General features: G+C 69.5%; 25 protein-coding genes. 21 read left to right on the top strand and 4 right to left on the bottom strand.

The features are described 5' to 3' along the window. Positions 1 to 13 precede the first annotated feature (13 nt). The 15 genes from ACFVGS_RS24535 to ACFVGS_RS24465 all read left to right on the top strand — a co-directional run bounded on the left by ACFVGS_RS24535 (position 14) and on the right by ACFVGS_RS24465 (position 11,242). On the top strand, positions 14 to 1,204 hold the full coding sequence (locus ACFVGS_RS24535) for a helix-turn-helix domain-containing protein (protein ID WP_385693666.1): 1,191 nt from the start codon (positions 14 to 16) through the stop codon (positions 1,202 to 1,204). Between the two features lie 103 nt (positions 1,205 to 1,307). Continuing rightward, on the top strand, positions 1,308 to 1,451 hold the full coding sequence (locus tag ACFVGS_RS24530) for a hypothetical protein (RefSeq protein WP_385693665.1): 144 nt from the start codon (positions 1,308 to 1,310) through the stop codon (positions 1,449 to 1,451). Next, on the top strand, positions 1,448 to 2,287 hold the full coding sequence (locus tag ACFVGS_RS24525; RefSeq protein WP_385693664.1) for an ATP-binding protein: 840 nt from the start codon (positions 1,448 to 1,450) through the stop codon (positions 2,285 to 2,287). The genes ACFVGS_RS24530 and ACFVGS_RS24525 overlap by 4 nt, the downstream gene beginning before the upstream one ends. Further along, complete coding sequence (locus ACFVGS_RS24520) at positions 2,284 to 2,706, top strand: hypothetical protein (RefSeq protein ID WP_385693663.1); 423 nt, start codon at positions 2,284 to 2,286, stop codon at positions 2,704 to 2,706. The genes ACFVGS_RS24525 and ACFVGS_RS24520 overlap by 4 nt, the downstream gene beginning before the upstream one ends. Positions 2,707 to 2,990: 284 nt before the next feature. Continuing rightward, complete coding sequence (locus ACFVGS_RS24515; protein ID WP_385693662.1) at positions 2,991 to 3,644, top strand: hypothetical protein; 654 nt, start codon at positions 2,991 to 2,993, stop codon at positions 3,642 to 3,644. Beyond that, positions 3,631 to 4,260 (top strand): GntR family transcriptional regulator, encoded by a 630-nt coding sequence (locus ACFVGS_RS24510; protein WP_385693661.1) that lies wholly within the window; start codon positions 3,631 to 3,633, stop codon positions 4,258 to 4,260. Before ACFVGS_RS24515 ends, ACFVGS_RS24510 begins: the two co-directional genes overlap by 14 nt. A 186-nt stretch (positions 4,261 to 4,446) precedes the next feature. Beyond that, on the top strand, positions 4,447 to 4,857 hold the full coding sequence (locus ACFVGS_RS24505) for a 6-pyruvoyl tetrahydropterin synthase family protein (protein WP_385693660.1): 411 nt from the start codon (positions 4,447 to 4,449) through the stop codon (positions 4,855 to 4,857). After that, positions 4,854 to 5,594: a 7-carboxy-7-deazaguanine synthase QueE gene (locus ACFVGS_RS24500; protein ID WP_385693659.1), complete on the top strand. Its 741-nt coding sequence runs from the start codon at positions 4,854 to 4,856 to the stop codon at positions 5,592 to 5,594. Before ACFVGS_RS24505 ends, ACFVGS_RS24500 begins: the two co-directional genes overlap by 4 nt. Before the next feature lie 56 nt (positions 5,595 to 5,650). After that, positions 5,651 to 6,280 (top strand): GTP cyclohydrolase I, encoded by a 630-nt coding sequence (gene folE / locus ACFVGS_RS24495; RefSeq protein WP_385693658.1) that lies wholly within the window; start codon positions 5,651 to 5,653, stop codon positions 6,278 to 6,280. Continuing rightward, positions 6,280 to 7,101: a hypothetical protein gene (locus ACFVGS_RS24490; protein ID WP_385693657.1), complete on the top strand. Its 822-nt coding sequence runs from the start codon at positions 6,280 to 6,282 to the stop codon at positions 7,099 to 7,101. Before folE ends, ACFVGS_RS24490 begins: the two co-directional genes overlap by 1 nt. Continuing rightward, positions 7,098 to 8,177 (top strand): hypothetical protein, encoded by a 1,080-nt coding sequence (locus ACFVGS_RS24485; protein ID WP_385693656.1) that lies wholly within the window; start codon positions 7,098 to 7,100, stop codon positions 8,175 to 8,177. Before ACFVGS_RS24490 ends, ACFVGS_RS24485 begins: the two co-directional genes overlap by 4 nt. Beyond that, positions 8,174 to 8,860 (top strand): dTMP kinase, encoded by a 687-nt coding sequence (locus tag ACFVGS_RS24480; protein ID WP_385693655.1) that lies wholly within the window; start codon positions 8,174 to 8,176, stop codon positions 8,858 to 8,860. The genes ACFVGS_RS24485 and ACFVGS_RS24480 overlap by 4 nt, the downstream gene beginning before the upstream one ends. Positions 8,861 to 8,886: 26 nt before the next feature. Then, positions 8,887 to 9,810, top strand: coding sequence for a DUF2797 domain-containing protein (locus ACFVGS_RS24475; protein ID WP_385693654.1), 924 nt, complete (start codon positions 8,887 to 8,889; stop codon positions 9,808 to 9,810). A gap of 47 nt (positions 9,811 to 9,857) precedes the next feature. Continuing rightward, the gene (locus tag ACFVGS_RS24470) at positions 9,858 to 10,700 is read left to right on the top strand and encodes a class I SAM-dependent methyltransferase (protein ID WP_385693653.1); all 843 of its coding nucleotides are present in this window, start codon (positions 9,858 to 9,860) and stop codon (positions 10,698 to 10,700) included. Further along, the gene (locus ACFVGS_RS24465; protein WP_385693652.1) at positions 10,697 to 11,242 is read left to right on the top strand and encodes an NUDIX domain-containing protein; all 546 of its coding nucleotides are present in this window, start codon (positions 10,697 to 10,699) and stop codon (positions 11,240 to 11,242) included. The genes ACFVGS_RS24470 and ACFVGS_RS24465 overlap by 4 nt, the downstream gene beginning before the upstream one ends. Positions 11,243 to 11,263: 21 nt before the next feature. Here ACFVGS_RS24465 and ACFVGS_RS24460 read toward each other — a convergent pair whose 3' ends face one another. Then, positions 11,264 to 11,797, bottom strand: a complete 534-nt coding sequence (locus ACFVGS_RS24460) for an NUDIX hydrolase (protein ID WP_385693651.1) — start codon at positions 11,795 to 11,797, stop codon at positions 11,264 to 11,266. A 142-nt stretch (positions 11,798 to 11,939) separates the two neighbouring features. On the opposite strand from ACFVGS_RS24460, the gene ACFVGS_RS24455 reads away from it, so the two are divergent. From ACFVGS_RS24455 to ACFVGS_RS24445, 3 genes are all read left to right on the top strand, one after another. Continuing rightward, the gene (locus ACFVGS_RS24455; protein WP_385693650.1) at positions 11,940 to 13,130 is read left to right on the top strand and encodes a hypothetical protein; all 1,191 of its coding nucleotides are present in this window, start codon (positions 11,940 to 11,942) and stop codon (positions 13,128 to 13,130) included. Between the two features lie 180 nt (positions 13,131 to 13,310). Further along, complete coding sequence (locus ACFVGS_RS24450) at positions 13,311 to 13,952, top strand: radical SAM protein (protein ID WP_385693649.1); 642 nt, start codon at positions 13,311 to 13,313, stop codon at positions 13,950 to 13,952. A 109-nt stretch (positions 13,953 to 14,061) separates the two neighbouring features. Then, positions 14,062 to 14,490 carry a hypothetical protein gene (locus tag ACFVGS_RS24445; protein ID WP_385693648.1) on the top strand — a complete coding sequence of 143 codons (429 nt, stop codon included), beginning with the start codon at positions 14,062 to 14,064 and terminating at the stop codon, positions 14,488 to 14,490. Here ACFVGS_RS24445 and ACFVGS_RS24440 read toward each other — a convergent pair. Together ACFVGS_RS24440 and ACFVGS_RS24435 are read right to left on the bottom strand one after the other, a co-directional pair. Continuing rightward, a complete protein-coding gene (locus ACFVGS_RS24440) occupies positions 14,477 to 14,893 on the bottom strand; it encodes a hypothetical protein (protein ID WP_385693647.1) in 417 nt (138 codons plus the stop codon). The genes ACFVGS_RS24445 and ACFVGS_RS24440 overlap by 14 nt on opposite strands. A gap of 216 nt (positions 14,894 to 15,109) precedes the next feature. Further along, positions 15,110 to 15,244, bottom strand: a complete 135-nt coding sequence (locus ACFVGS_RS24435) for a hypothetical protein (RefSeq protein ID WP_385693646.1) — start codon at positions 15,242 to 15,244, stop codon at positions 15,110 to 15,112. A gap of 492 nt (positions 15,245 to 15,736) precedes the next feature. Here ACFVGS_RS24435 and ACFVGS_RS24430 point away from each other — a divergent pair, with 492 nt between their 5' ends. The 3 genes from ACFVGS_RS24430 to ACFVGS_RS24420 all read left to right on the top strand — a co-directional run bounded on the left by ACFVGS_RS24430 (position 15,737) and on the right by ACFVGS_RS24420 (position 17,917). Continuing rightward, positions 15,737 to 16,576, top strand: coding sequence for a helix-turn-helix domain-containing protein (locus ACFVGS_RS24430; RefSeq protein ID WP_385693710.1), 840 nt, complete (start codon positions 15,737 to 15,739; stop codon positions 16,574 to 16,576). An 82-nt stretch (positions 16,577 to 16,658) separates the two neighbouring features. Next, positions 16,659 to 17,201 (top strand): cupin domain-containing protein, encoded by a 543-nt coding sequence (locus tag ACFVGS_RS24425; RefSeq protein ID WP_385693645.1) that lies wholly within the window; start codon positions 16,659 to 16,661, stop codon positions 17,199 to 17,201. Further along, entirely contained in the window at positions 17,198 to 17,917 is a 720-nt protein-coding gene (locus tag ACFVGS_RS24420) for an SGNH/GDSL hydrolase family protein (protein ID WP_385693644.1), read from the top strand. The genes ACFVGS_RS24425 and ACFVGS_RS24420 overlap by 4 nt, the downstream gene beginning before the upstream one ends. Positions 17,918 to 18,667: 750 nt before the next feature. Here the strand turns inward: ACFVGS_RS24420 and ACFVGS_RS24415 are convergent. Continuing rightward, positions 18,668 to 19,210 carry a hypothetical protein gene (locus ACFVGS_RS24415; protein ID WP_385693643.1) on the bottom strand — a complete coding sequence of 181 codons (543 nt, stop codon included), beginning with the start codon at positions 19,208 to 19,210 and terminating at the stop codon, positions 18,668 to 18,670. Between the last annotated feature and the right edge of the window lie 21 nt (positions 19,211 to 19,231).

The raw sequence follows: 19,231 nt of genomic DNA, 5'->3' as shown, positions 1-19,231 counted from the left end.
ACAGGAGTCCAGTATGCACGCTCTGCCTCAAGACCACACCGGTGTGCGGATCGCGCGTCTGCGACGGGAACGCCACCTCACTCAGAAGGCTCTGGCCGAACTCTCCGGCGTCCCGTACAACACGCTGACCAAGATCGAACAGAACAGGCTGGCGGCCACCCCGCACGCGGTGGCCTGCCTCGCCCGAGCCATGCGTGTTGAGGTCTCCACCATCAACGGGCAGCCCTACACCTCCGACCTCCGCGCCGATGCGCTGGACGTCCTGATCGCCCCCATGCGGGAGGCGCTGGACGTCTACGACCTGGGCGCTGACCCCGACATCTCACCCCGTCCGCTCACAGAGTTGCACGAGGCCTCCGAGGCTCTGTGCGCGGCCGTCCGGGCTGGCGAGATCAAGCGGGTCGCCAGCGAAGTCGCGGGCCTGATCGAGGAAGCCACAACGGCCGCACACAGCGCGGGCGGCAGCGAAGGGTGGCTGATCCTCTCCGCGCTCTATCGCACGTCGTACGACGTCTCGTCAAAGCTCGGCTATACCGACCTGGCCCAGCTCTCGCTGGCTCGCCTGGAGTGGGCTGCGCAGCGCGCGAGCAGCGCGGTATTCGGAGGGGCCTACCACTACTTCCGCGCGCTCACCTACCTCCGTGACGGCAAGTTCCGGACCGGGCAGAGACTGATCGACATGGGACTGCGGACGATCGAGCAGGCCGAGCCCTCGCGCGAGCGGGACGTCGTCATCGGTCAGTTGCACCTCGGTGGCTCTGTCATGGCCGGCCGAGCCCACAACGAAGAGCAGGCCATAGGCCACCTGTCCGAGGCAGAAAGGATCGCCTCCAGCACCGGCGAGTCACCGCAGGTCTTGTGGATGGCCTTCGGGGCGACCAACGTCAGCGTTCACCGTGTGTCTGTACTTGCCGAGCTCGATAAGTACGACAAGGCGGTCGACGCAGCTGCCGAACTCACCATCCCGGCTGACTGGCCGAAGTCCCGAACGAGCCACCATTGGGCTGAGCTGGCTCGGGCCCAGATGTGGACGGGCAAACTGGAAGCCTCATTCGCCAGCTTGCTCAAGGCGCGCAAGACCGCCCCGCAGCAGGCGAAGTACCACCCGTTGGTACGGGACACTTACGCCAGCTTGGAGGCGGCCCACCGGCGGCTCCCGGATAGCTTCCTCTCCTACGGCAGCTGGCTGACCTCGCAAGCGTGACCGACCGTCAACCTTTGGCCCCAACTAGCCTGAACTCAGGCTAGTTGGGGCCTTGTTGTGGGGCCAACATGTCGTCACCTGCCCATTCGACATGGAGCCGACCATGACGACGAAGCACCGATTCACCGAGCAGCAGCGCGCCCGTCGAAGCGCGATTGCTGACGCCGCCCAGGGCCTCCCGACGCCACCGCCGGCCTACCCGCCGACGCTGTCGCCCGCGCTGAAGGAGGAGGCGAGGACGTCGTGACCCCTTCGGCCCGCGTCCAGAATAGGCAGCCGCTGGGCACCATTGCGCTTCCCGTCCTCACGCGTCCGAACCGGGGCGGGGAACTGACGGACGCCGAGCGGGCCTGGCCCCGCCGAATGCGTACAGCTGCGGCGGAAGTGCTTCGCGAGTGGGGCCTCCACGACCTGCGCGACGATGTACAGACCGTGGTCTCGGAATTCGTGACGAACGCGGTGCTGCACACCACTGCCAGCAGGGTTGAAGTTCGCTTGAGCCTCTACGTGAGAACTGTCCGTATCGAGGTCGAGGCTGCCACGGCGACCCGCTTGCCCGCACGCCGAGCGCCCGCGCCTGAGCAGGAGCACGGCCGCGGACTGGTCATCGTGAACGAGCTGGCGAGCCGGTGGGGCCACACCGAAGACACGAGCATCGTCTGGTGTGAGATCGACTTTGCGGTGACCGCGCCGGCGCCTCCGGCGCAGCAGACTCTGTCTTTCGAGCGCCAGAGCCTTCCGAAAGACGGTCCTGCCGGGCCGGCCATGGCCCGCGCGTTCGTTCGCCGCGTTGCGACATCCCGCGGCTGGAAGGGCGACATGGAAGAGGCGGCTCACGCCATCGGCGTGGCAGCCGCCATGAACTGGGCGACACAGCTCGGCTTGACCATTGGTCGGGATGGGGCTCTGCTCGTGGAAATCGAGGACGAGCAGCACGAACGCTCCCTCGCCGACCCGACCATCGTGGCGGTCTTCAAGGCCATGATGGGTGCCGAGATCCACTGGACTCCGACCTCCACTGGCCGCGTCGGGCGGGCCGCGCTCCCGGTTCTGCACGTCGCGCGCCTCGGGGGCGCCGCATGAGCCTCGCCTTACCCGAGCTCCGTGAGGCGCCGCCCCTGGACCGGTGGTCCCACGGCCTCGACGCGCTGGCGCATGTGGCCGACGAGCATCTGATGCGCCGGGTGCTCGCGGGGCTCAAGGACATCGACGCCGACAAAACCGTGGATGCAGACCTGATCCTCGTCCAGGAGGCGTTTGAAACCCCTCCGCCACCTGCCGCACCTGAGCGGGAAGCCCGCAAGCGAGCCCGGGCCCTCCACGGTGTCCTGGAACGCCGCATCCGCGAGGCCCGCCACCGTGGCCTGCTCCTCGACAACGCTGCAGTCACCGTCATACAGCGAGCCGAAGCGGTCGCAAAGGCCACGTTCGCGGACCCCTACGCCGCCCTGCGGCGCTACGCCGTCGCAGCCGAGGCACTCCTGGAACTGCTCGGCACCTAGACCGGTTTCCCCGCCGCTGCTCGTCACGTAAGCGTGGCGGGGAGACCACACCAGCAGAGCCCTTCGCTTGCCTGGCCCGGGTTGTCGCAAGGCAAGCGAAGGGCGGCGCATCGCGCGCGTGCCGAGACGACTGCGCAGTGTGCCCCGGCCGCCGATTCCCCCATCGTCGGCGGCCGGCCCACCTCCCCACCGAACCGCCCTCCGCCGGGGAGACCCGGAGACACAGTCCCCCGCGTGGATCCCGAACCACCCGGCGGAGGGCTCTCAACATCTAGGAGCTACCGATGTCCCGCACCGAGACCCTGCTGACACACAAGGGGGTGCCTGTCCCTGCCATCACCGGCTGGTCAGTCGAGCAGGAGACGACGCCGCCCCTGATTCAGCGCGGCTTCGGGATCGGCTTCGCAGACGCCGTGCTGGACGCCCAGGCCAGGGATTCATGGCAGGTGCTCTGGAGACTGTGGACCCTGGGACGCAGCAAGGGCGAGCCTGACTTCAAGGCGGTGCATCCCCTGCGGCAGCGCCGCGCCGCACGGGACATGCTGTGCCAGATGTGCGGCGGCCCCGCGCAGGACGAGAAGCGAGGCACTCTGTTCGTGCTGGGCTCGGACGCTGATTCCGGTCTCGGAGCAATCAGGCAGGGGGAGATCACGAGCGAGCCGCCACTCCACCCTGAGTGCGCAGTCGAGGCCGTCACCCGGTGTCCGCACCTGCGCAAGGGTTACGTAGCCGCCCGCGTCGAATGGCCGGTGCCCTGGGGGGTGCGTGGGACCGTTTACGACCTCACCGAGCTCTGGCCGCAGCCTCGTCGTGAACAAGAGAACGTCGGCTACGGCAGCGATGCGCGGCGCTTCGTGCTGGCCGACAGGATCCTGATCGAGCTGCACGGCTGCCGCACCGTCGACCTCGACGAGGAGGTCCGTCGTGCCCAGTCTTGACTCCCGACGGCCCGTCACCGGGCCGGACGAGCCGGTGCTGGTCATCCTCCGTGAGGAACTGCGATCGGGCGCCTGGCCGGCTGGCCGACTCTGCACGCAGGCCAGCTTGCAGAGCCGGTTCGGCGCCACCCAGCTCGTCACACGGGCGGCGGTCCGCGTCCTTCGCGACGAGGGGCTGGTCAAGGTCGACGGCCCCTTCGGCGTACGGGCTGTTCCGCCTGGATCCTGTGTCACCACTGGAGCCGTGACGCTCACCGACCTGATCACACAGACGGTCAGGCAGCGGCTCGCCAACCGCACGTACCCGCCCGGCCAGCTGCTGCCGACGCAGCGCCAGATCGCGGCCGAATTCGGCACGTCGTTGCAGACGGTCCGCCTGCCACTCACCCAGTTGATCCTGGAGGGCTACCTCCGGCCTCACCGGCCGCACGAATCGCCTGGGACGTACGCCGTCGACCATGAGCAGGAAGCGCGCGAAGCCAGACTCCTCGCCGACCTGCAAGCGGCCATGTACCGCGGCGGCTGGACCCGCGGGGAGTATCCGCACGCCGTCGAGCGCGCGATGCACCAACTTGTCGGCTTCCTCGGCCACCAGGTTCTTGCCGGCCTCCCCTGAAGAGTGCGAGTTGCCCGGCCGGCTTCCGGCCGACCGCGACACCACCGTGCAGAAAGACCTCTGGACCTGCACAGTTTCCGACTCTGCTGCGCCGCCCACACGTACTGGCCGGCCGAGTCCGTCACCCGTTCCTGCTGACCCACGACCAGGGGCTTCCCTGACGTCGGAAAGTGAAGGGCTACACGCATGGACCTCAACTCGGTGCCATTGCCCAACGGCACGTTCACGATCAGCAAGTCCTTCGAGTTCGAGGCTGGGCACCGGCTGCCTGGCCTCCCGCCCGAGCACAAATGCTCGCGGCAGCACGGCCACAGCTATGAGGTCGAGGTCATTCTCACCGCGCCCGCGCTGGAGGACCCTGGCTTCGTCACGGACTTCGGCGCGCTCGGCCCGTTCAAGCGCTTCCTCGACACCGAGCTCGACCACCACAACCTGCACGAGATTCTTGCCATTGAGCCGACGTCCGAGCGGCTGGCTCAGTTCCTGGCCGGCTGGTTCATCCAGAACGTGGAGCCGCATATCCCTGGCCGCCTGGTTGCCATCTGCGTCCGCGAGACCAAGCGGAGCTGGGCCCGGTTCGACGTGGAGGCCGCATGACCACGCCAGGTCCCGTCCCCGGGGAGCTGGCGACCAGCGGCGCGCGGCTGATCATCGCGGAGCGCTTCGGTGCCGAGACGCCCACGTTCCAGGGTGAGGGCCCAAGCTGCGGGCACCCAGCTCTGTTCATCCGCCTGTCCCGGTGCAACCTGACCTGCGCGCGCTGTGACACCAAGTACACGTGGGACTGGTCGCAGTTCGACCCACGCAAGGAGTCGACGAAGCAGTCCGTGGCGGACCTGGTGGCCTGGGCCGCATCCTCGCCGGTCGAGTTGGTCGTCATTACCGGCGGCGAGCCACTGATCCAGCAGCGAAGGCTGGTTTCCCTGGTCCAGGGGTTGCGAGCGGCCGGAAAGCGCATCGAGTTCGAGACGAACGGCACGATCGTGCCCGACCCGGAGCTGCTGACCGACGGCGTCCGGTTCAACGTCTCCCCCAAGCTCCGCAGCTTCGGGGTGGACGAGTCCCAGAGCATCGAGCCTGCTGCACTCAGGGCTTTCGCGAGTTCCGGACAGGCGGCATTCAAGTTTGTCGCCTCCTCGGTCACCGACCTCGACCGGATCGCCGAGCTGGTCGATCTCCACGAGCTGGCGCCGGTCTGGGTGATGCCGGAGGGCACCACCGCCGAGGGAATCGCCGCGGCGACACGGCTGCTCGCGGATGCGGTCGCGGCCCGGCATTGGCACTTCAGCACCCGGCTGCACGTGCTGGCCTTCGCCAACGCCAGAGGCCGATGACACACCCCGCCGCTCCGCCCGTTCCCTTCTCCGTTCCCGGAAGCGAGGAGAGATCCATGACCAGCACCACCACTGCCGCGGCCCGGAGTACGGCCGTGCCCAGACCCGACCGGGCCGCACCTCACGTCCACACGAACCGAGTCGCCGACCTGATCCGCCAGCTCCTGGTCGAGCTGGGCGAGGACCCGGCCCGCGAAGGACTGGCCGACACCCCGAACAGGGTCGCGGCCTGGTGGAAGGACTTCCTCTCCCCCAGCGCAGCCGCGGCCACGTGCTTCGCCGAGTCCCACCTGAGCGACCAACTGGTCGTGGTGGGCGGCATGAGCGTCTGGTCGCTCTGTGAGCACCACATGCTCCCGATGAACCTGCACGTCGCGGCCGGATACGTGCCCGACGGCGAGGTGGTGGGCCTGTCCAAGTTCGGACGGATCGCGCAGCATTTCGCCGGCCGCCTCCAGGTCCAGGAACGCTTCACCCGCCAGGTCGCCGAGCACCTCGGCGACGTGATGGGACGCAAGGACGTAGCCGTCGCCGTACGTGGCGTCCACCTGTGCATGAGCATGCGCGGCGTACGGATGGAAGAGGCCCGCACTACCACCGTGTACAACGGGGGCCGGTTCGGCACGGACCCGGTGCTCTCCCAGCAGTTCCTGACCATCGCCGCCGGACAGTGGGGAGCAGTGTGATGACCAAGAGCATCGACTTCTCCGTGATCGCTCCGCCTGCCTACCTGAAGGCCTTCGTCGCCCAGGCCCCCGCCCGAGTCCACCACGTCGCCGCCCAACGGGTCCTGGCCGATGAGTCCTACCGCGCCTTCTTCGCCCGCGAAGCCGACCGGGGCGCCGAGATCATCGTCGACAACGGCCTCTTCGACCTCGGCTACGCCTTACCCGCAGCCCGCCTCGTGGAGGCTGCGTGCGCCGTGTCCGCACGCGAGATCATCCTGCCGGACGTGATGCGAGACGGGGCGGCGACCCTCAAGGCGAGCCAGGAGGCCGCGCGGGAGATCCAGGACCTGGCCGGCATCGCATTCCGGCTGTGCGCCGTACTGCATGCTGCGGATGACGAGGAGTGGCGGCGAACCTACGACGCCCTGGCGAGCAGCGACTGGGTCGGGGCCATCGCCCTGCCAGCTTCCCGCCGCCCCGACCCCGAGGGCCAGATGTGCCGCAACCGCTGGCTGGCGACCGCCTACCTGGAGGATCGCGGCCTGGTCAACAACCGCGCCGTCTACCGGCTCCTGGGACTGGGCCGGACCGGGCACCTGGAGCTGATCGAGCAGCGCGAGCACGAGTGGATCTCCTCCGTGGACGGTGCCGCGCCGGTCATTCTCGGCGCCATGGGCATCGCCCTGCTGCCCGACGGACCGTACGAGAAGCCCTCCACGCCAAGGATCGAGAACCTTGGGCCGATCGACGAGGACCGCTTCGACCTGATCCGGCGGAACATCGCCGTCGTCCGAGCCGCGGCCGGCAGCACCGTCACGATCGCGGAGGAGGGCCGATGACTTCCCTCCTTGCCGACGCTGCCCCTGGACTGTTGTGGGCCGCTCCGATCGACGTCCACGGGCACACCATGAGCGACGACCGCCTCCTGCGCTACCTGGAGATCAAGGTCCACCACCTCATCCAGGAACAGGACTGGGACAGCATCCGGGTGGTGGGCGGCTATGACCGCGCGGCAGTGGTCTCCCGGCACGAGAAGCAGGGGAAGCTGTTCAACATCGAGCGGCCCACCGCGACCGTCCACGGCAGGGACCTGGTCGTCAAGGCGTTCCCCGGCGCCGACTACGTCCAGCACTACGCCCTCATCATCGCTACCTACCTGGCCATGACCGGCCGTCCGGCCGACGTCGTCACCTACCAGCCGCCCGGCCAGGAACTGTGCAAGACGGCGTGCGACAGACTGGACCTGGACCTGGACGGCGACTTGGTGATCGTCGGCTGGGGGCTTCAGCACCTCGCCCCCTCAAACGGGGTGTGGACCCGTGGACCCGGCTACGCCTGGCAGCGTGCCGAAGTCGCCGGCCGACGCCTGATCTACCTCGGATTCCTCCACAGCATCTGGGGTGACGTCGCCGGACGGGTCGTCGCGCGCCTGGCCAAGCTCGGCGCCGGTGACGTCGTCTACGTCGGCAAGGTCGGCTCACTCACGCCCGGCATTGAGCCGAACACATGGCTGGCCACGGGCAGCACCAGCCTGCTCCGCGGCGAGCTGGTGAGCTGGGACGACTTCTTCGGCGACTTCGCCGCAGCCCAGGGCGGGGTACAGACCGGCCTCCACGCCTCCTCGCCGTCGATCCTGCTGGAGAACCGTGACTGGCTCAACCAGCACTCGCCGTCGTACGCCTTCGTCGATCCGGAGATCGGCCCCATGGGGGCGGCAGCCCGCCAGGCGGGGATCAGATTCGGCTACCTCCACGTCATTTCCAACAACCTGGCAGCGCACTACCCCGCCGACCTGTCGAATGAGCGTCACAACGACGTCCTGCGCCGGCGTGCCGTCCTCGTCGACAGGATCCGCAGCATCATCACCGGGCGCCTGAACGGCGACCCGGCTCGCCCTCTGGGAGGAACCCGATGAACCCGCCGACCGCTCCCGTAACCGGCCGGCTGATCACCTTCATCGGCGGCGACGGAGCGGGTAAGTCAACCCTCGCCGCCCGCCTGCACCAAGCCCTCAACGATGCTGGCCACGACGCGATCCTCGTCAGCAAGCACAGCACCAGCGTCCCGGCGGAGCCCGAACTGTCCGCCTACCTCAACCGCCTCAACGAGCTGGTCTACCGGCGCGATCCCAGCGTCGCGAAGGCCTGCGGCGACCACTACTGGCTCCTGGCGCTCGCCTCCTGGTACACCCTGCAGGACCGGCTCGTGGTCCGGCCCGCGCTCGCCGCCGGTATCCACGTGGTGCTCGACAACGCGCACCACAAGATCCTCGCCCGCTATGCGGTTAACCCCGAGGTGCCCGCCCGGCTCACCGAACAGGTCTTTGCGCACCTGACCGAACCCGACCTGGTGTTCTTCCTGGACATCACCGCCCGTGAAGCCCTCGCCCGCAAGGGCTCGTTCACCTCCTTGGAGAGCGGTCACTCCGGCGGCGGTAGTGAGGACTTCATCCGCTACCAGGACATCGTCCTGAGCCAGATGCGCGAGCAGGCGGCCGACGGCGGCTGGCACTCGCTCGCGGTCGCCGGCATGGACCGCGACCAGGTCTTCAAGGCCGCAGCCGCCAAGCTGGCCGACCGGCTGCGCCTGACCGTCTGACCGACCCCGATCGACAAGGACGCCCCATGGACCAGGCCCTGCCCACCAGCGGAACGTACGTATGCCACGGCATCACTTGGGCGAGTGGAGACCCCCGTCTCCTGCTTGCCCCGCTGCCCGGCGGCCCCCTGCTCTACGCGGGGATCATGGGCCGGCGCCTGGGATATCAGGTGACTGGTATCGGCCGGTGGTGCACCGGCCGATACCAGTTCGCCGACCGCGTCCGTGTCGAAGCCGTTGCCTGCCCCACCCGTGCCTCCGCCACGGCCGGAAGCCAGTGCAGCGAATGCTCCGGCCGGGATGAGTTCCGCTTCGCCCACCAGTTCCACTCCGGCGGCCACGTCCCCGACGCCCTGGCCGCGTACATGACTCAGCCGCACTGGCTGTACCTGGCAACGTTCGCCGACGGAACCACCAAGGTCGGCACCGCGGCCGAACCCCGCAAACGCTCCCGCCTCGACGAACAGGGAGCCATGGTGGCCACCTACCTCGCCACGCGTCCCGACGGCCGCACCGTACGGTTCGTCGAGGACGCCCTCACTCGCTGTCTCGGCCTCACGCAGACGGTGAGGGCCGCGGCCAAACTGAAGGCGATGGCCGCCCTGCGCGACCTCGCGCCAGCCCGCTCCGCCCACCAGCAGCACCTCGACCGCGCCGTCGAGACCCTGGCGAGCATGAACGTACCCACCGCCCTGGAGCCCTGGACTCCACCCAGCGAAGGCGACCTGCTCCGCGCCCCGGACACCGAGCGGGCCGTCTACCCGCACGATGTGCGCGAGGGCGAGCACGGCCTGACCGTGCTCGCCTGCCTCGGCTCGCAGATTCTGGCCGCTCTCGACGGCGACGACCTGACCTACCTGCTCGACCTCGGCAATCTCAAAGGCCACCGCATCACCATCAGCCCGGAATTCACCTCCCCGCCCGCCGTCGTGCAGTCCGCACTCTTCTGACCCTCCCCGACGGCCCCAGACCCGATTCGCGAAGCGAGGTACGCACCATGGCACCCCAGGACGCCGTCCTCGGCTGGGACGAAGAATCCAACGCCGAGGCGTACGACACCTTCACCCGCACCCACCCGATGTACGACACCACCAGCCGCGACCTCGCCCGCCGCGCCGGTCTGGCCGATGCCCGCCTGGTGGTCGACCTGTGCGGCGGCGCCGGCGCGACCGCCCGCGCCATCCTTGACCTCGCTCCGCACGCACAGATCCTCTCCGTAGACAGCGCCGCCGCGATGCAGCGCGTCGGCCGCCGCACCGTGCCCGACCTCCGGGTCTCCTGGATCACCGCACCGGCCGAGCAGCTCACCCACCACGTCGCCTCCGGCAGCGCGGACGCCGTCGTGTGCAACTCGGCGATCTGGAAGACCGACACCTCCACCGTCTTCGCCGCCGTCGCTCGCGTCCTACGCCCCGGCGGCCGGTTCGTCTTCAACATCGGCGGCGGCTTCGCCGGCGTGCGGCACCCCGACGAACACGCAGTCCGTGCCACGCCGTCGCTGAACGCCCTCATCCGCCAGATCGCCGCCCGGGACCACGGATACACCCCGCCGCCCTCCAAGGAGACGGAGCCGAAGCTGCCCCTGGAGACCGTCACCGCCCAGCTGTTCGCTGCGGGGCTGTCCGTCCTCGATACGGAGGTCACCGCCCAGCACGGCACCATGGCCGAGAAGAAGGCGTGGCTGTCCATCCCTCTCTTCGCCATGCCCGCGGACGCCGACTTCACCCACGCTCAGCGGATGCAGATCCTGCACGCGGCCTACGCCCTGACCACCCCCGACACCCCCACGGTGACGAGCTGGCTCGTCGTCGTCGCCCAGCGGCCCAAGGCCCAGCCATGACCGCGGCCGCCTCCGCACCCGGCGGGGACGTGAGCTATTGCGACCACACCAGCGTCGGGGCGCTGATCTCGCCCCTCGAAGGGCTCCTGGTGTTCGAGCGGGCGACACCGCCGGCCGGTCTCGCCCCAGTCGCAGGCCACATCGACCAGCACGGCAGCCCCGAACAGGCCGCTCGCAACGAGGTCGCCGAAGAAGCCGGCCTCACCATCACCCGCCTGCATCCCCTGCTGACCCAGTGGCGGCCCAACCACTGCCGCCGCGACGCTCTGGGACCGGTCGGGCACCACTGGTGGATCTTCGAGGCTCAGGTCTCCGGCACGCTGCGTCCCTCGGCCAGAGAAGTTCGCAGCCCGCGGTGGCTTCACCCCGACCAGCTTCAGCAGCACGCCCTGCGCACTGCCGCGTACGCCGATGGAAGACTGGCCAGGCAGGACTTTGAGCGGGAACCCGGCCTTGAACCGGTGTGGTGCCACTTCCTCCACGGCCTCGGGCTGATCACACTGCCCCTGAACGCCCTCAACCGGATCGACGCCGTGCTGTGAACGGCACAACAGGAGCACCGCTCAGCGCGCGCCGACAGCCCGTTCAGCCGCCAGGCGACGGGCATGAGCCCGGATGCGGTCTCGATCTTCCGCGAACACGCTTTCCCACGTTCCGTCCAGGCGGAACCACGCCGCCGGCTGCCCCTGCTCTCCGCCGAGCGGTACCTCACGGCCGACGACCGCGGCATACGACAGCCCCAGCGTCGGGGCCCAGTCCGCACGGTAGGACCGCACGGCCACGGCCGCCGGCTGAGCCAACAGCTCGGCCCGCAGACCGGTCTCCTCCAACAGCTCGCGTTCAGCGGCCGCACGCGGCGTCTCCCCCAGCTCCACCTTCCCGCCAGGCGGCACCCATCCACGCACCCGGTGCTCGACCAGCAGCACATGCTCGAAGGTGGGATCGGTGACCCAGACCTCGGCCGCGAGTGGCTCCATCCGATGCCGACGGGCCTCGTCCAGCCAAGCACGCGCCCCGTCAAACTCCAACGCCGCAAGCCGGGCATCGACGACGGCCTGCTCCACGATCACCTGATCAACAACATCCCCATGACTCACGAGGCCCACCCTAGGCCGCCGTTGCGACAACACGGTGCCGGACGGGCCTTGCGTCCCCTGGCGGACCAACCCGCGCCACGCTGGCCGCCCCGACGCCAAGGACGAGAGTTGTGGTGCCTGCCTCACGACAAGGAACTTGGCCATGAGCTCCCCAACCGCACCGCATGCTGCATGGGTAGTCCTCGGCGGCATCCACCTGCTTAACCACACCGCACCGCGGCGGCACGACGAGCCCATTGTGCTCATTCAGGTCTCCCCGCAGGAAGTCACTCGACCGAGCACCACCGTGGTCATCCAGTGGAACACCCTCGGGCCCTGCCCAGCTCAGGTGTTCCGCGCCAGCGGCGCCACGAAGGGACCCATCCGAATCGACGGCGCCGACCTCTTCCCAGACGCCATCGCCGGATCCGCGCTGCGCGACCTCGTCGGCAGCGAAGCGGCGCCCGGCCTAGTACCGCTGTGCTATCTCGCGGAGCACGAAGCCGGCGGGTACCACGCGTACGCCCAGATCCGCTTCCATCCCGAGGACGCCTGCTTCGTTCGCACCACCCGCGAACCGGTCGGCCACGGCCCGGTCGAGGACTTGCTCTGGCTCGAAGCCGTCCTGGCCGCGCACCGAGCCGCGAGCAGGGCGCTCAACAACCACCTCCGCTACTTCCGCAAGCACTTCGCCGGCTCCGAGCTGGAGTTCAAGTACACCCTCGATCCGGCCCCCGGCATCTGGGCCGCGGCCATGGAACTTCTCAAGGCGCTGCGCGACGGCAAGCTGGAAGGATGCCGCCCGGAGTACCGGGAAGAGTTCCAGATCCACGAGACCGAGAATCACCTCTTCGACGTCATCGGCCCCGAGCACGAGGTCGGGTATGCCTCCTTCATTCCCACCGTCACCGCCGGCCACGTACTCAAACGCAAGTGGTTCGCCAAGGACGCCTTTGCCCGTCGCGAAGAGCTGACACCCGGCATCAATGTCGCCCCTGACAGCTTCGAGACGTACCTGCGTGAGCGTCTGGGCCTTCAAGTGAGGGCCATGCCACCCTTCACCCGCGTCCGCTACGACATCCAGTGCGAATCGATGCGCACCGGGCACGTCTACGGCATCTTCCTCGACCGCTGCTCCCTGCTCACTGCACCAGAGACTGTTCTCTCACAGTGTGAGCTGGAGTACCTGCGCTCTCGCAGCGTTCTCGACCGAACTGGGGACGAGGTGCTGAGCGAGATGGAACGTATCAACGACTGGCTGCGCAACTATCTGTCCGCCCGAGGCTGGGCTACCGAGCAGACGTTCTACTCCAAGCGCAGCTTCTTGAACGACGTGGTGCGAGGCCAGGTGTAACAGATCGCGGTCGTTGACGGCACCGGCGGCTCACGGCAGCACTCAAGGCGCGACACAACGGCGCACAGCTCGTCCTCACCGACGAACGCGCACCCGAAAGCAACCCCCACCGATAGGACCGTTCCACCCACACATCCCACCCCGGCCCGGCATGCTGAGCCGGACGCACAAGGAGCATCGATGACCGTGCTGGACATAGACCGCCCCTCCGTCGGTTCGCTCGACCTCCTCTCGCTGGAGACCACGTCCCGCTGCCAGTTCACGTGCCCCGGCCAGTGCTACGCCGAGGCCGGCCCCGGCAAGGGCCACGGCAGCATGACCACCAAGGACTGGCACCGGCTCATCGACGAGGCCGCCGCCCTCGGGACACGCACCATGCAGCTCATCGGCGGCGAGCCCACCCTGCACCCCGACTTCACCGAGCTCGTCAGGCACGTGCTCAGCGTGGGCCTGGACGTCCGGGTCCACACCAACTTCTACAGGGTCTGCGCCGAGCACTGGGAGCTCTTCGAGGATCCGCGGGTGAGTGTCGCCACCTCGTACTACAGCGATGTCGCCGCCGAGCACGACGCGATCACCGGCCGGGCCGGGTCCCACGCCGCGACGCGCGCCGCCATCGTCAAGGCCGTGGACCGGGGCGTGAAGCTGCGGGTCGCCATCGTCGACCACGGGAACGGCCAGCGGGCGGAGCAGGCCCGCGCGGAGATGGAGGCCCTGGGCGTCGACTCGGTCACCGTAGACAAGATCCGCGCGGTCGGCCGTGCCGCCGGCGGGCTGCTCCCGTCCACGTCGTTCAAGTGGCCCCTCCGAGTAACGGTCTAAGTTGGCCCCACCACGTGGTGCGACGCTGTGACTGGTAGGAGACAAGGTGAAGACTGTCAGCGATTTCGTTCCCTTGCTCGGGGCTCCCGTTCGGCATGATGAGGGGCCCTTGGTCGAGGAGATCGCTTCGTCCTGGTCGGTCACCTTGCCCGAGGACTTCATCGCTGTCGCCGGCGCGTACGGCGACACGGTCGTCTCGGACTACATCTACTTCTGCGGGGCCAGGACCCTGCGCGGTTATGCCGACGGGATGGGCCGGCTGCTGGAGGCGTCCCGGACGGTTCCCCACGTGGTCCTGCCGACCCCGGGCGGGGCTCTGGTCTGGGGGAACACGATCGAGGGCGACCAGCTGTTCCTCGTTCCCCGTGAGGGTGGGACCTGGACGGTCTCGGCGTTCCGCCGCGGCTGGGCGGACTGGCACGACACCGACCTCGGCTTCAGCGACTGGTTCCACCTCGCGCTGGCCGGCGGGACCGCCACCGAATGGCTGCCGCAGTGGGAGTCGCTTCCTCACAGCGTCGAGCTCAACAGCGGGTGACAGAAGCGCTGGTACTGCTAGGACGGCAATGCCGCCTGAACGGCGGCGTGGCCGGCGCAGTACGGGGTGGGATGTGGCCGGCGCAGGCCTGCTGCGCCGGCCACACGCGGTGCTCGGGGCGGTGTACGGCAGCCCGTGGCGGACCAGTGTGCTGGCCGGGGCGCTGTGCGGCGACAGCGTAGGCGGCCGGGCGGGCGAGTGTCATCAGCAGGTCGCCCGAGCCGGCCCGGAGCCGTTCGATCACTTGCAGGCCGTGGGGAACGGCGAGCGGGTCGGTACCGGGCGCGGTGAGCCGGCGGATGGATGCCCCGGTGGTGTCGGTGGTCAGGCGGGCGAGGGTGTTGGCGTCGGTCATCCAGCCGGACAGCCGGTGCTCGCTCTCGGCGTCGTCGGTTAGCTTCAAGGACGGATCGTCCAGAGGACGGATCGTCCGGCCGGAACCGCCGCTCCTCCCCTGCGTCGAGAGACGGCACCACTACGAGTGTGGCGGCGGGCATACCTGTGGGGGCGGCGATCTTGTCGTGTTCGAGGAGCCAGGCGGCCACTCTGCCTGCCGGTCGGCCTCGGGGGGCGCGGTGGTGCCGTTCACGGGGTCGGGGAGGTCGTCGTGCCGGCGGCGTCAGTTCACCACCGGGGCTCGGCCGGCACCGGCGATCCGGGCGACTTCCGCTTCCGTCGGCAGCACCGGGTCCTCGCCCGGAACGGCGGGGGTGAGGGCGGGGAGCGGGGACCGGGGGCCGGGGGTGGTAGGCACGGCGCGCCAGTCTGCGGCCGGGCGAGTGAGCGGGAGCGGGGCGATGTGCTCGGCGGAGTAGAGCGGGACGGTGGTGACGCCGTGGTGTTTGTCGTCGGTGTCGAGCGCTGACGGGGGCGATCGAGCCGGGGCGGACGACCTGGTCGGAGTCGGTGCGGCGCCGGGCTGGCGGGTTCGCGGATTCTTGGGGTGGGATCGCGGGGAATCGGAGTGGGACGTGGCGCCCGCTTGCGGGGTAGCCGACGGGTTGGGGTGTGACCGAGGTACGCGCTACAGGGGTAACGGGATGGTCGTGAGGCCCGGAGTACTCGGTCCCCGTGTTTCACAGGGACGCGCGTACTGTTCGGCCCTGTACTCGTACGGCTATGGCCAACGGGCGTGTAGCGCTGTGTGACGGGGTGCCGGTACGAGCCGCGTCACCAGCCGCAAATGGCGGTGATGAGCCCTTGGATGGTGATGTTCCTGGGCTGGGCGGCTCGTACACTGACGGAAATGGAGGACCACACAGCCGCGTCCGGGATCCGTGTACATCCGGCGCCCGTCTTGCGGCAGTACGTTGACTCGTATGTTGGCTTCAACCTCCGCGGGCTCCCGGCGGGAGTGCACTGCGGGCCGCCGAGCCGCGCGCTCACTGCGGTGATCAGCCTGTCGGATCCTTTGGAGGTGGCGGCGGGCGTGGACGACGGGTCACCGGTCGCCCGCTTCGGCAGCGTGGCCGGCGGTCTGATGCGCCGGTCCGTCGCGATCCACCACGACGGACGCCAGCAAGGTGTTCAGGTATCGCTGACACCGCTCGGGGCCCGGGCCGTCTACGGTATGCCCGCCGCCGAGCTCGCCCACCGGCTGGTCCCCCTTGACGAGCTTCTCGGAGCGCTTGCCGCCGAGCTGGTCGACCGGCTCCGATCGGCGACGACATGGGCGGCGCGGTTCACCGTGCTGGACGAATTGCTCCTTCGGGCTGTCGGCCGGGGCGCCTGCGGCGACCGTTCGCGCCGGCTGCGCCCCGAGGTGGCCGAGGCGTGGCGCCGCCTCGTCGCCGCGCGGGGTTGCGTCCAGGTCGGTGCGCTCGCCGCGGAGCTCGGCTGGAGCCGCCGGTATTTCACCGAGCGGTTTCGCGGTGAGATGGGCCTGTCGCCGAAGACCTTCGCCCGTGTCTTGCGCTTCGAGCACGCGCACGAACTGGCGGCGGCGCGGGACCCGCTCCCGTGGGGCGATGTGGCAGCCGTCTCCGGCTACGCCGACCAGGCCCATCTCGTGCGGGACTGGCGCGAGTTCACGGGCCGGTCACCGACGGCCTGGCGTCGCGGCGAAGTCCTCCTCGCGGCCCGGTAGCCGCCGGCCGTCTGCCCGTCGCGTCGGCTTGTCTTCCCTTTTCTTCAAGACCGCCCGATCGTCGGCGTGGACGATCGTCGGCATGAGACTTCTCAACCACGAACGTCATGCCATGGACCTGCGGACCACCCCCGTGCACCTCGGACTGGGATCGCGGGCGAAACCCATCGAGGGCTTCACCTGGGACCCGGAGGTGCTCCAGGCCTACAGCGCCGCGGTCGCGGCAGACGGCGCCGAGGGCCGGATGGTGATGATCTTCGACGGCGACGGGCCCGGCGACCATTGGGAGCGCCACCCCGCAGGCGACGAACTGGTCGTGTGCCTCAGCGGGTCCGTGACGGTCACCCGCGACGTGGACGGGGTGCCCGACCGCGTTCTGCTCGGGCCGGGCGAGGCCACCATCAACCCGGCCGGGGTGTGGCACGTGGTCGACATGGAGGGGCCGGCGTCCCTCCTGGCCATCACCGCGACCCTGGGCACCGACCACCGTCCTCGGACCGACACCCGCCCTCGGACCGACCACCGTCCTCGGACCGACCACCGTCCTCGGACCGACCACCGTCCTCGGACCGGCACCCGCCCGGCCGAACGCGTCGGCATACCCAGCCCGGAGGAAGCGCCGTGACGACACGCATCGCCTGCCTCGGCGACAGCCTCACCCGCGCGCAGTTCAGCGTCGACTACCTGGATCTTCTCCAACGACGCCACCCTGCCAGTGACGTGCACCTTGCCCGTTTCGGCGCCAACGGCGACTTCGCCTACAACCTCTTGCAGCGCCTCGATGCCGTCGTCACGAACCCACCCGATGTGATCACGGTGTTGATCGGGACCAACGACGCCCGGGCGAGCCTTGCCGGCTACCCCGTCGAGCAGGCCATGAAGCGCAAGCAGCTCCCTCGTTGCCCGTCGGGAGGCTGGTTCCAACAGTGCCTGGAAGCCGTCGTCGCACGGCTGCGAGCGGAGACCGACGCAACGATCGGCCTGCTGTCGCTACCGGTACTCGGCCAACAACTCCACGGAGCAGCGGCACAGGCATCGCAGGCCTACAGCCGGATGATCGCCGAGGTCGCCGCCACCCACGAGGTGGCCTACCTTCCGCTCCACGAACGCCAGATCGAGGAACTGCGCCAAGCGGACCCGCCGCCGATTGCCTACCGGGAGGTGACGCCCGCAGCGGCCGTCGGCGTCCTCGTCCAGCACGCAGTGCTGCGCCGCAGCCTCGACACCATCTCGCGGCGGCGAGGTCTCCTGCTCACGACCGACCACATCCACCAGAACAGCCGCGGCGCCACCCTCATCGCCGAGGTCATCGACGCCGGTCTGCTGACCCGGAGCGCGTAGCTGGTTCCGGCGCCCGGCCTGTCGGATGCCCTCTACCGCGCGGAGTGGCATTCATCCAGGCGGTCAACGCCGACGCCATCCGGCTTGTCTGGCTGCGGGACCACCGCGAGGGCTCCTGGCGCACGGTCCGTGGCGGCTGCTGTCGTCGACCGCGACCCGTTCGAGAGTCCAGCCGGGGCCGGACGAGCGGGCCAGGGCGGGGCAGGGGCGCGAGGCAGGGGTGGGGCGCGAGGCACGGGTGAGTCAGGGGCGCGGGGCAGAGGCGGCAGGCCTCCGGCGACGCGGCACGGGGCAGGAGCGGGCCAGGGGCGCGGGGCCGGAACGGGGCCGGACGAGCGGATCAGGGGTAGGGGCGGCAGGCCTCCGGCGACGCGGCACGGGGTACGGCCGAGGTGGTACACGGGTACGGACAGCCGGTCCTGGCCCGGCGCGGGAACCGGCCCGAACCATGTGCCGCCCCGACCGTCCGGAGTGATGCGCACACCGCAGAGCGCTCGCCGCAGTGCGGTGTGCGCACCGCGGAGCAGCCGGCGAGGCCTAAGCGGCCTCGAACTGGTCGGCATCCGCGGCCCGGTGGGCGTCGCCGTGGTGGACGTCGTCGTGTCATGCAGCACGAAGGCCTCCAAGGGAAAGACACGCGCCCGCGCCCGGCGCAGGCGGCGGGAGCGGGCGGCAGGCGGCGGGAGCGGGCGGCAGGCGGCAGGCGGCAGGCAGTGTCTCAGGCGGCGGGAGCGGGCGCCGGGCGGTGTCTCAGGCGGCGATGCCGACCGAGGAGACGTAGGCGTAGGCGTTGTAGTCGGAGTCGAGGTCGCTGATGACGTCGTCCCAGATCTCGTCCAGCAGATCGGCGTTCCGGGCGGCGTAGGCGTCGACCAGGTCGTCCCAGACGTAGCGGACGGTGATGGACCGCTGCGAGACGGTGGGGCGTCGGAACCTCTCGTCCATCTGGGACTGGTCCACGGGATAGATCTCCATCCGCCGGCCCTGGCCCTTGTTGTTCAGGTGGCGCTTCAGCCAGCCCGAGCGGATCAGGTTCTCCCGGCGCCTGGACCAGTACGCGGCGTCGATCCGTTCCAGGCTCCTGGGCGTCGGGCGGATTTTCCCCTTGTTCTTCATCCACGACCGGATCGTGCGCGGCGGTACGCCCTGCGCCCTCAGGGCCTCGCGGCCGGCCGGACTGTCGAGGTAGCGCAGGCGGGCGGAAAGCCCGCGCTTCGACGTCACCGGAGAGGAGATGCCGGAGGAGTACACGATCCGGTTGAGTTCGAGAACCAGGGCTTCACCACCCTTCATACCCCGGGTGTCGAACTTGCC

Source organism: Streptomyces sp. NPDC127114 (genome assembly GCF_042677525.1).
GTDB lineage: Bacteria > Actinomycetota > Actinomycetes > Streptomycetales > Streptomycetaceae > Streptomyces.
Note: the sequence above shows the minus strand (reverse complement) of the source record. Positions and strands in the feature narration are given on the sequence as shown.

What these genes read in the sequence shown, in the direction of transcription:
- ACFVGS_RS24535 (WP_385693666.1), top strand. Translation starts at nt 14, where the DNA reads ATGCACGCTCTGCCTCAAGACCACACCGGTGTGCGGATCGCGCGTCTG.
- ACFVGS_RS24530 (WP_385693665.1), top strand. Translation starts at nt 1,308, where the DNA reads ATGACGACGAAGCACCGATTCACCGAGCAGCAGCGCGCCCGTCGAAGC.
- ACFVGS_RS24520 (WP_385693663.1), top strand. Translation starts at nt 2,284, where the DNA reads ATGAGCCTCGCCTTACCCGAGCTCCGTGAGGCGCCGCCCCTGGACCGG.
- ACFVGS_RS24515 (WP_385693662.1), top strand. Translation starts at nt 2,991, where the DNA reads ATGTCCCGCACCGAGACCCTGCTGACACACAAGGGGGTGCCTGTCCCT.
- ACFVGS_RS24505 (WP_385693660.1), top strand. Translation starts at nt 4,447, where the DNA reads ATGGACCTCAACTCGGTGCCATTGCCCAACGGCACGTTCACGATCAGC.
- ACFVGS_RS24500 (WP_385693659.1), top strand. Translation starts at nt 4,854, where the DNA reads ATGACCACGCCAGGTCCCGTCCCCGGGGAGCTGGCGACCAGCGGCGCG.
- folE (WP_385693658.1), top strand. Translation starts at nt 5,651, where the DNA reads ATGACCAGCACCACCACTGCCGCGGCCCGGAGTACGGCCGTGCCCAGA.
- ACFVGS_RS24490 (WP_385693657.1), top strand. Translation starts at nt 6,280, where the DNA reads ATGACCAAGAGCATCGACTTCTCCGTGATCGCTCCGCCTGCCTACCTG.
- ACFVGS_RS24485 (WP_385693656.1), top strand. Translation starts at nt 7,098, where the DNA reads ATGACTTCCCTCCTTGCCGACGCTGCCCCTGGACTGTTGTGGGCCGCT.
- ACFVGS_RS24480 (WP_385693655.1), top strand. Translation starts at nt 8,174, where the DNA reads ATGAACCCGCCGACCGCTCCCGTAACCGGCCGGCTGATCACCTTCATC.
- ACFVGS_RS24475 (WP_385693654.1), top strand. Translation starts at nt 8,887, where the DNA reads ATGGACCAGGCCCTGCCCACCAGCGGAACGTACGTATGCCACGGCATC.
- ACFVGS_RS24470 (WP_385693653.1), top strand. Translation starts at nt 9,858, where the DNA reads ATGGCACCCCAGGACGCCGTCCTCGGCTGGGACGAAGAATCCAACGCC.
- ACFVGS_RS24465 (WP_385693652.1), top strand. Translation starts at nt 10,697, where the DNA reads ATGACCGCGGCCGCCTCCGCACCCGGCGGGGACGTGAGCTATTGCGAC.
- ACFVGS_RS24455 (WP_385693650.1), top strand. Translation starts at nt 11,940, where the DNA reads ATGAGCTCCCCAACCGCACCGCATGCTGCATGGGTAGTCCTCGGCGGC.
- ACFVGS_RS24450 (WP_385693649.1), top strand. Translation starts at nt 13,311, where the DNA reads ATGACCGTGCTGGACATAGACCGCCCCTCCGTCGGTTCGCTCGACCTC.
- ACFVGS_RS24430 (WP_385693710.1), top strand. Translation starts at nt 15,737, where the DNA reads ATGGAGGACCACACAGCCGCGTCCGGGATCCGTGTACATCCGGCGCCC.
- ACFVGS_RS24425 (WP_385693645.1), top strand. Translation starts at nt 16,659, where the DNA reads ATGAGACTTCTCAACCACGAACGTCATGCCATGGACCTGCGGACCACC.
- ACFVGS_RS24415 (WP_385693643.1), bottom strand. Translation starts at nt 19,210, where the DNA reads ATGAAGGGTGGTGAAGCCCTGGTTCTCGAACTCAACCGGATCGTGTAC.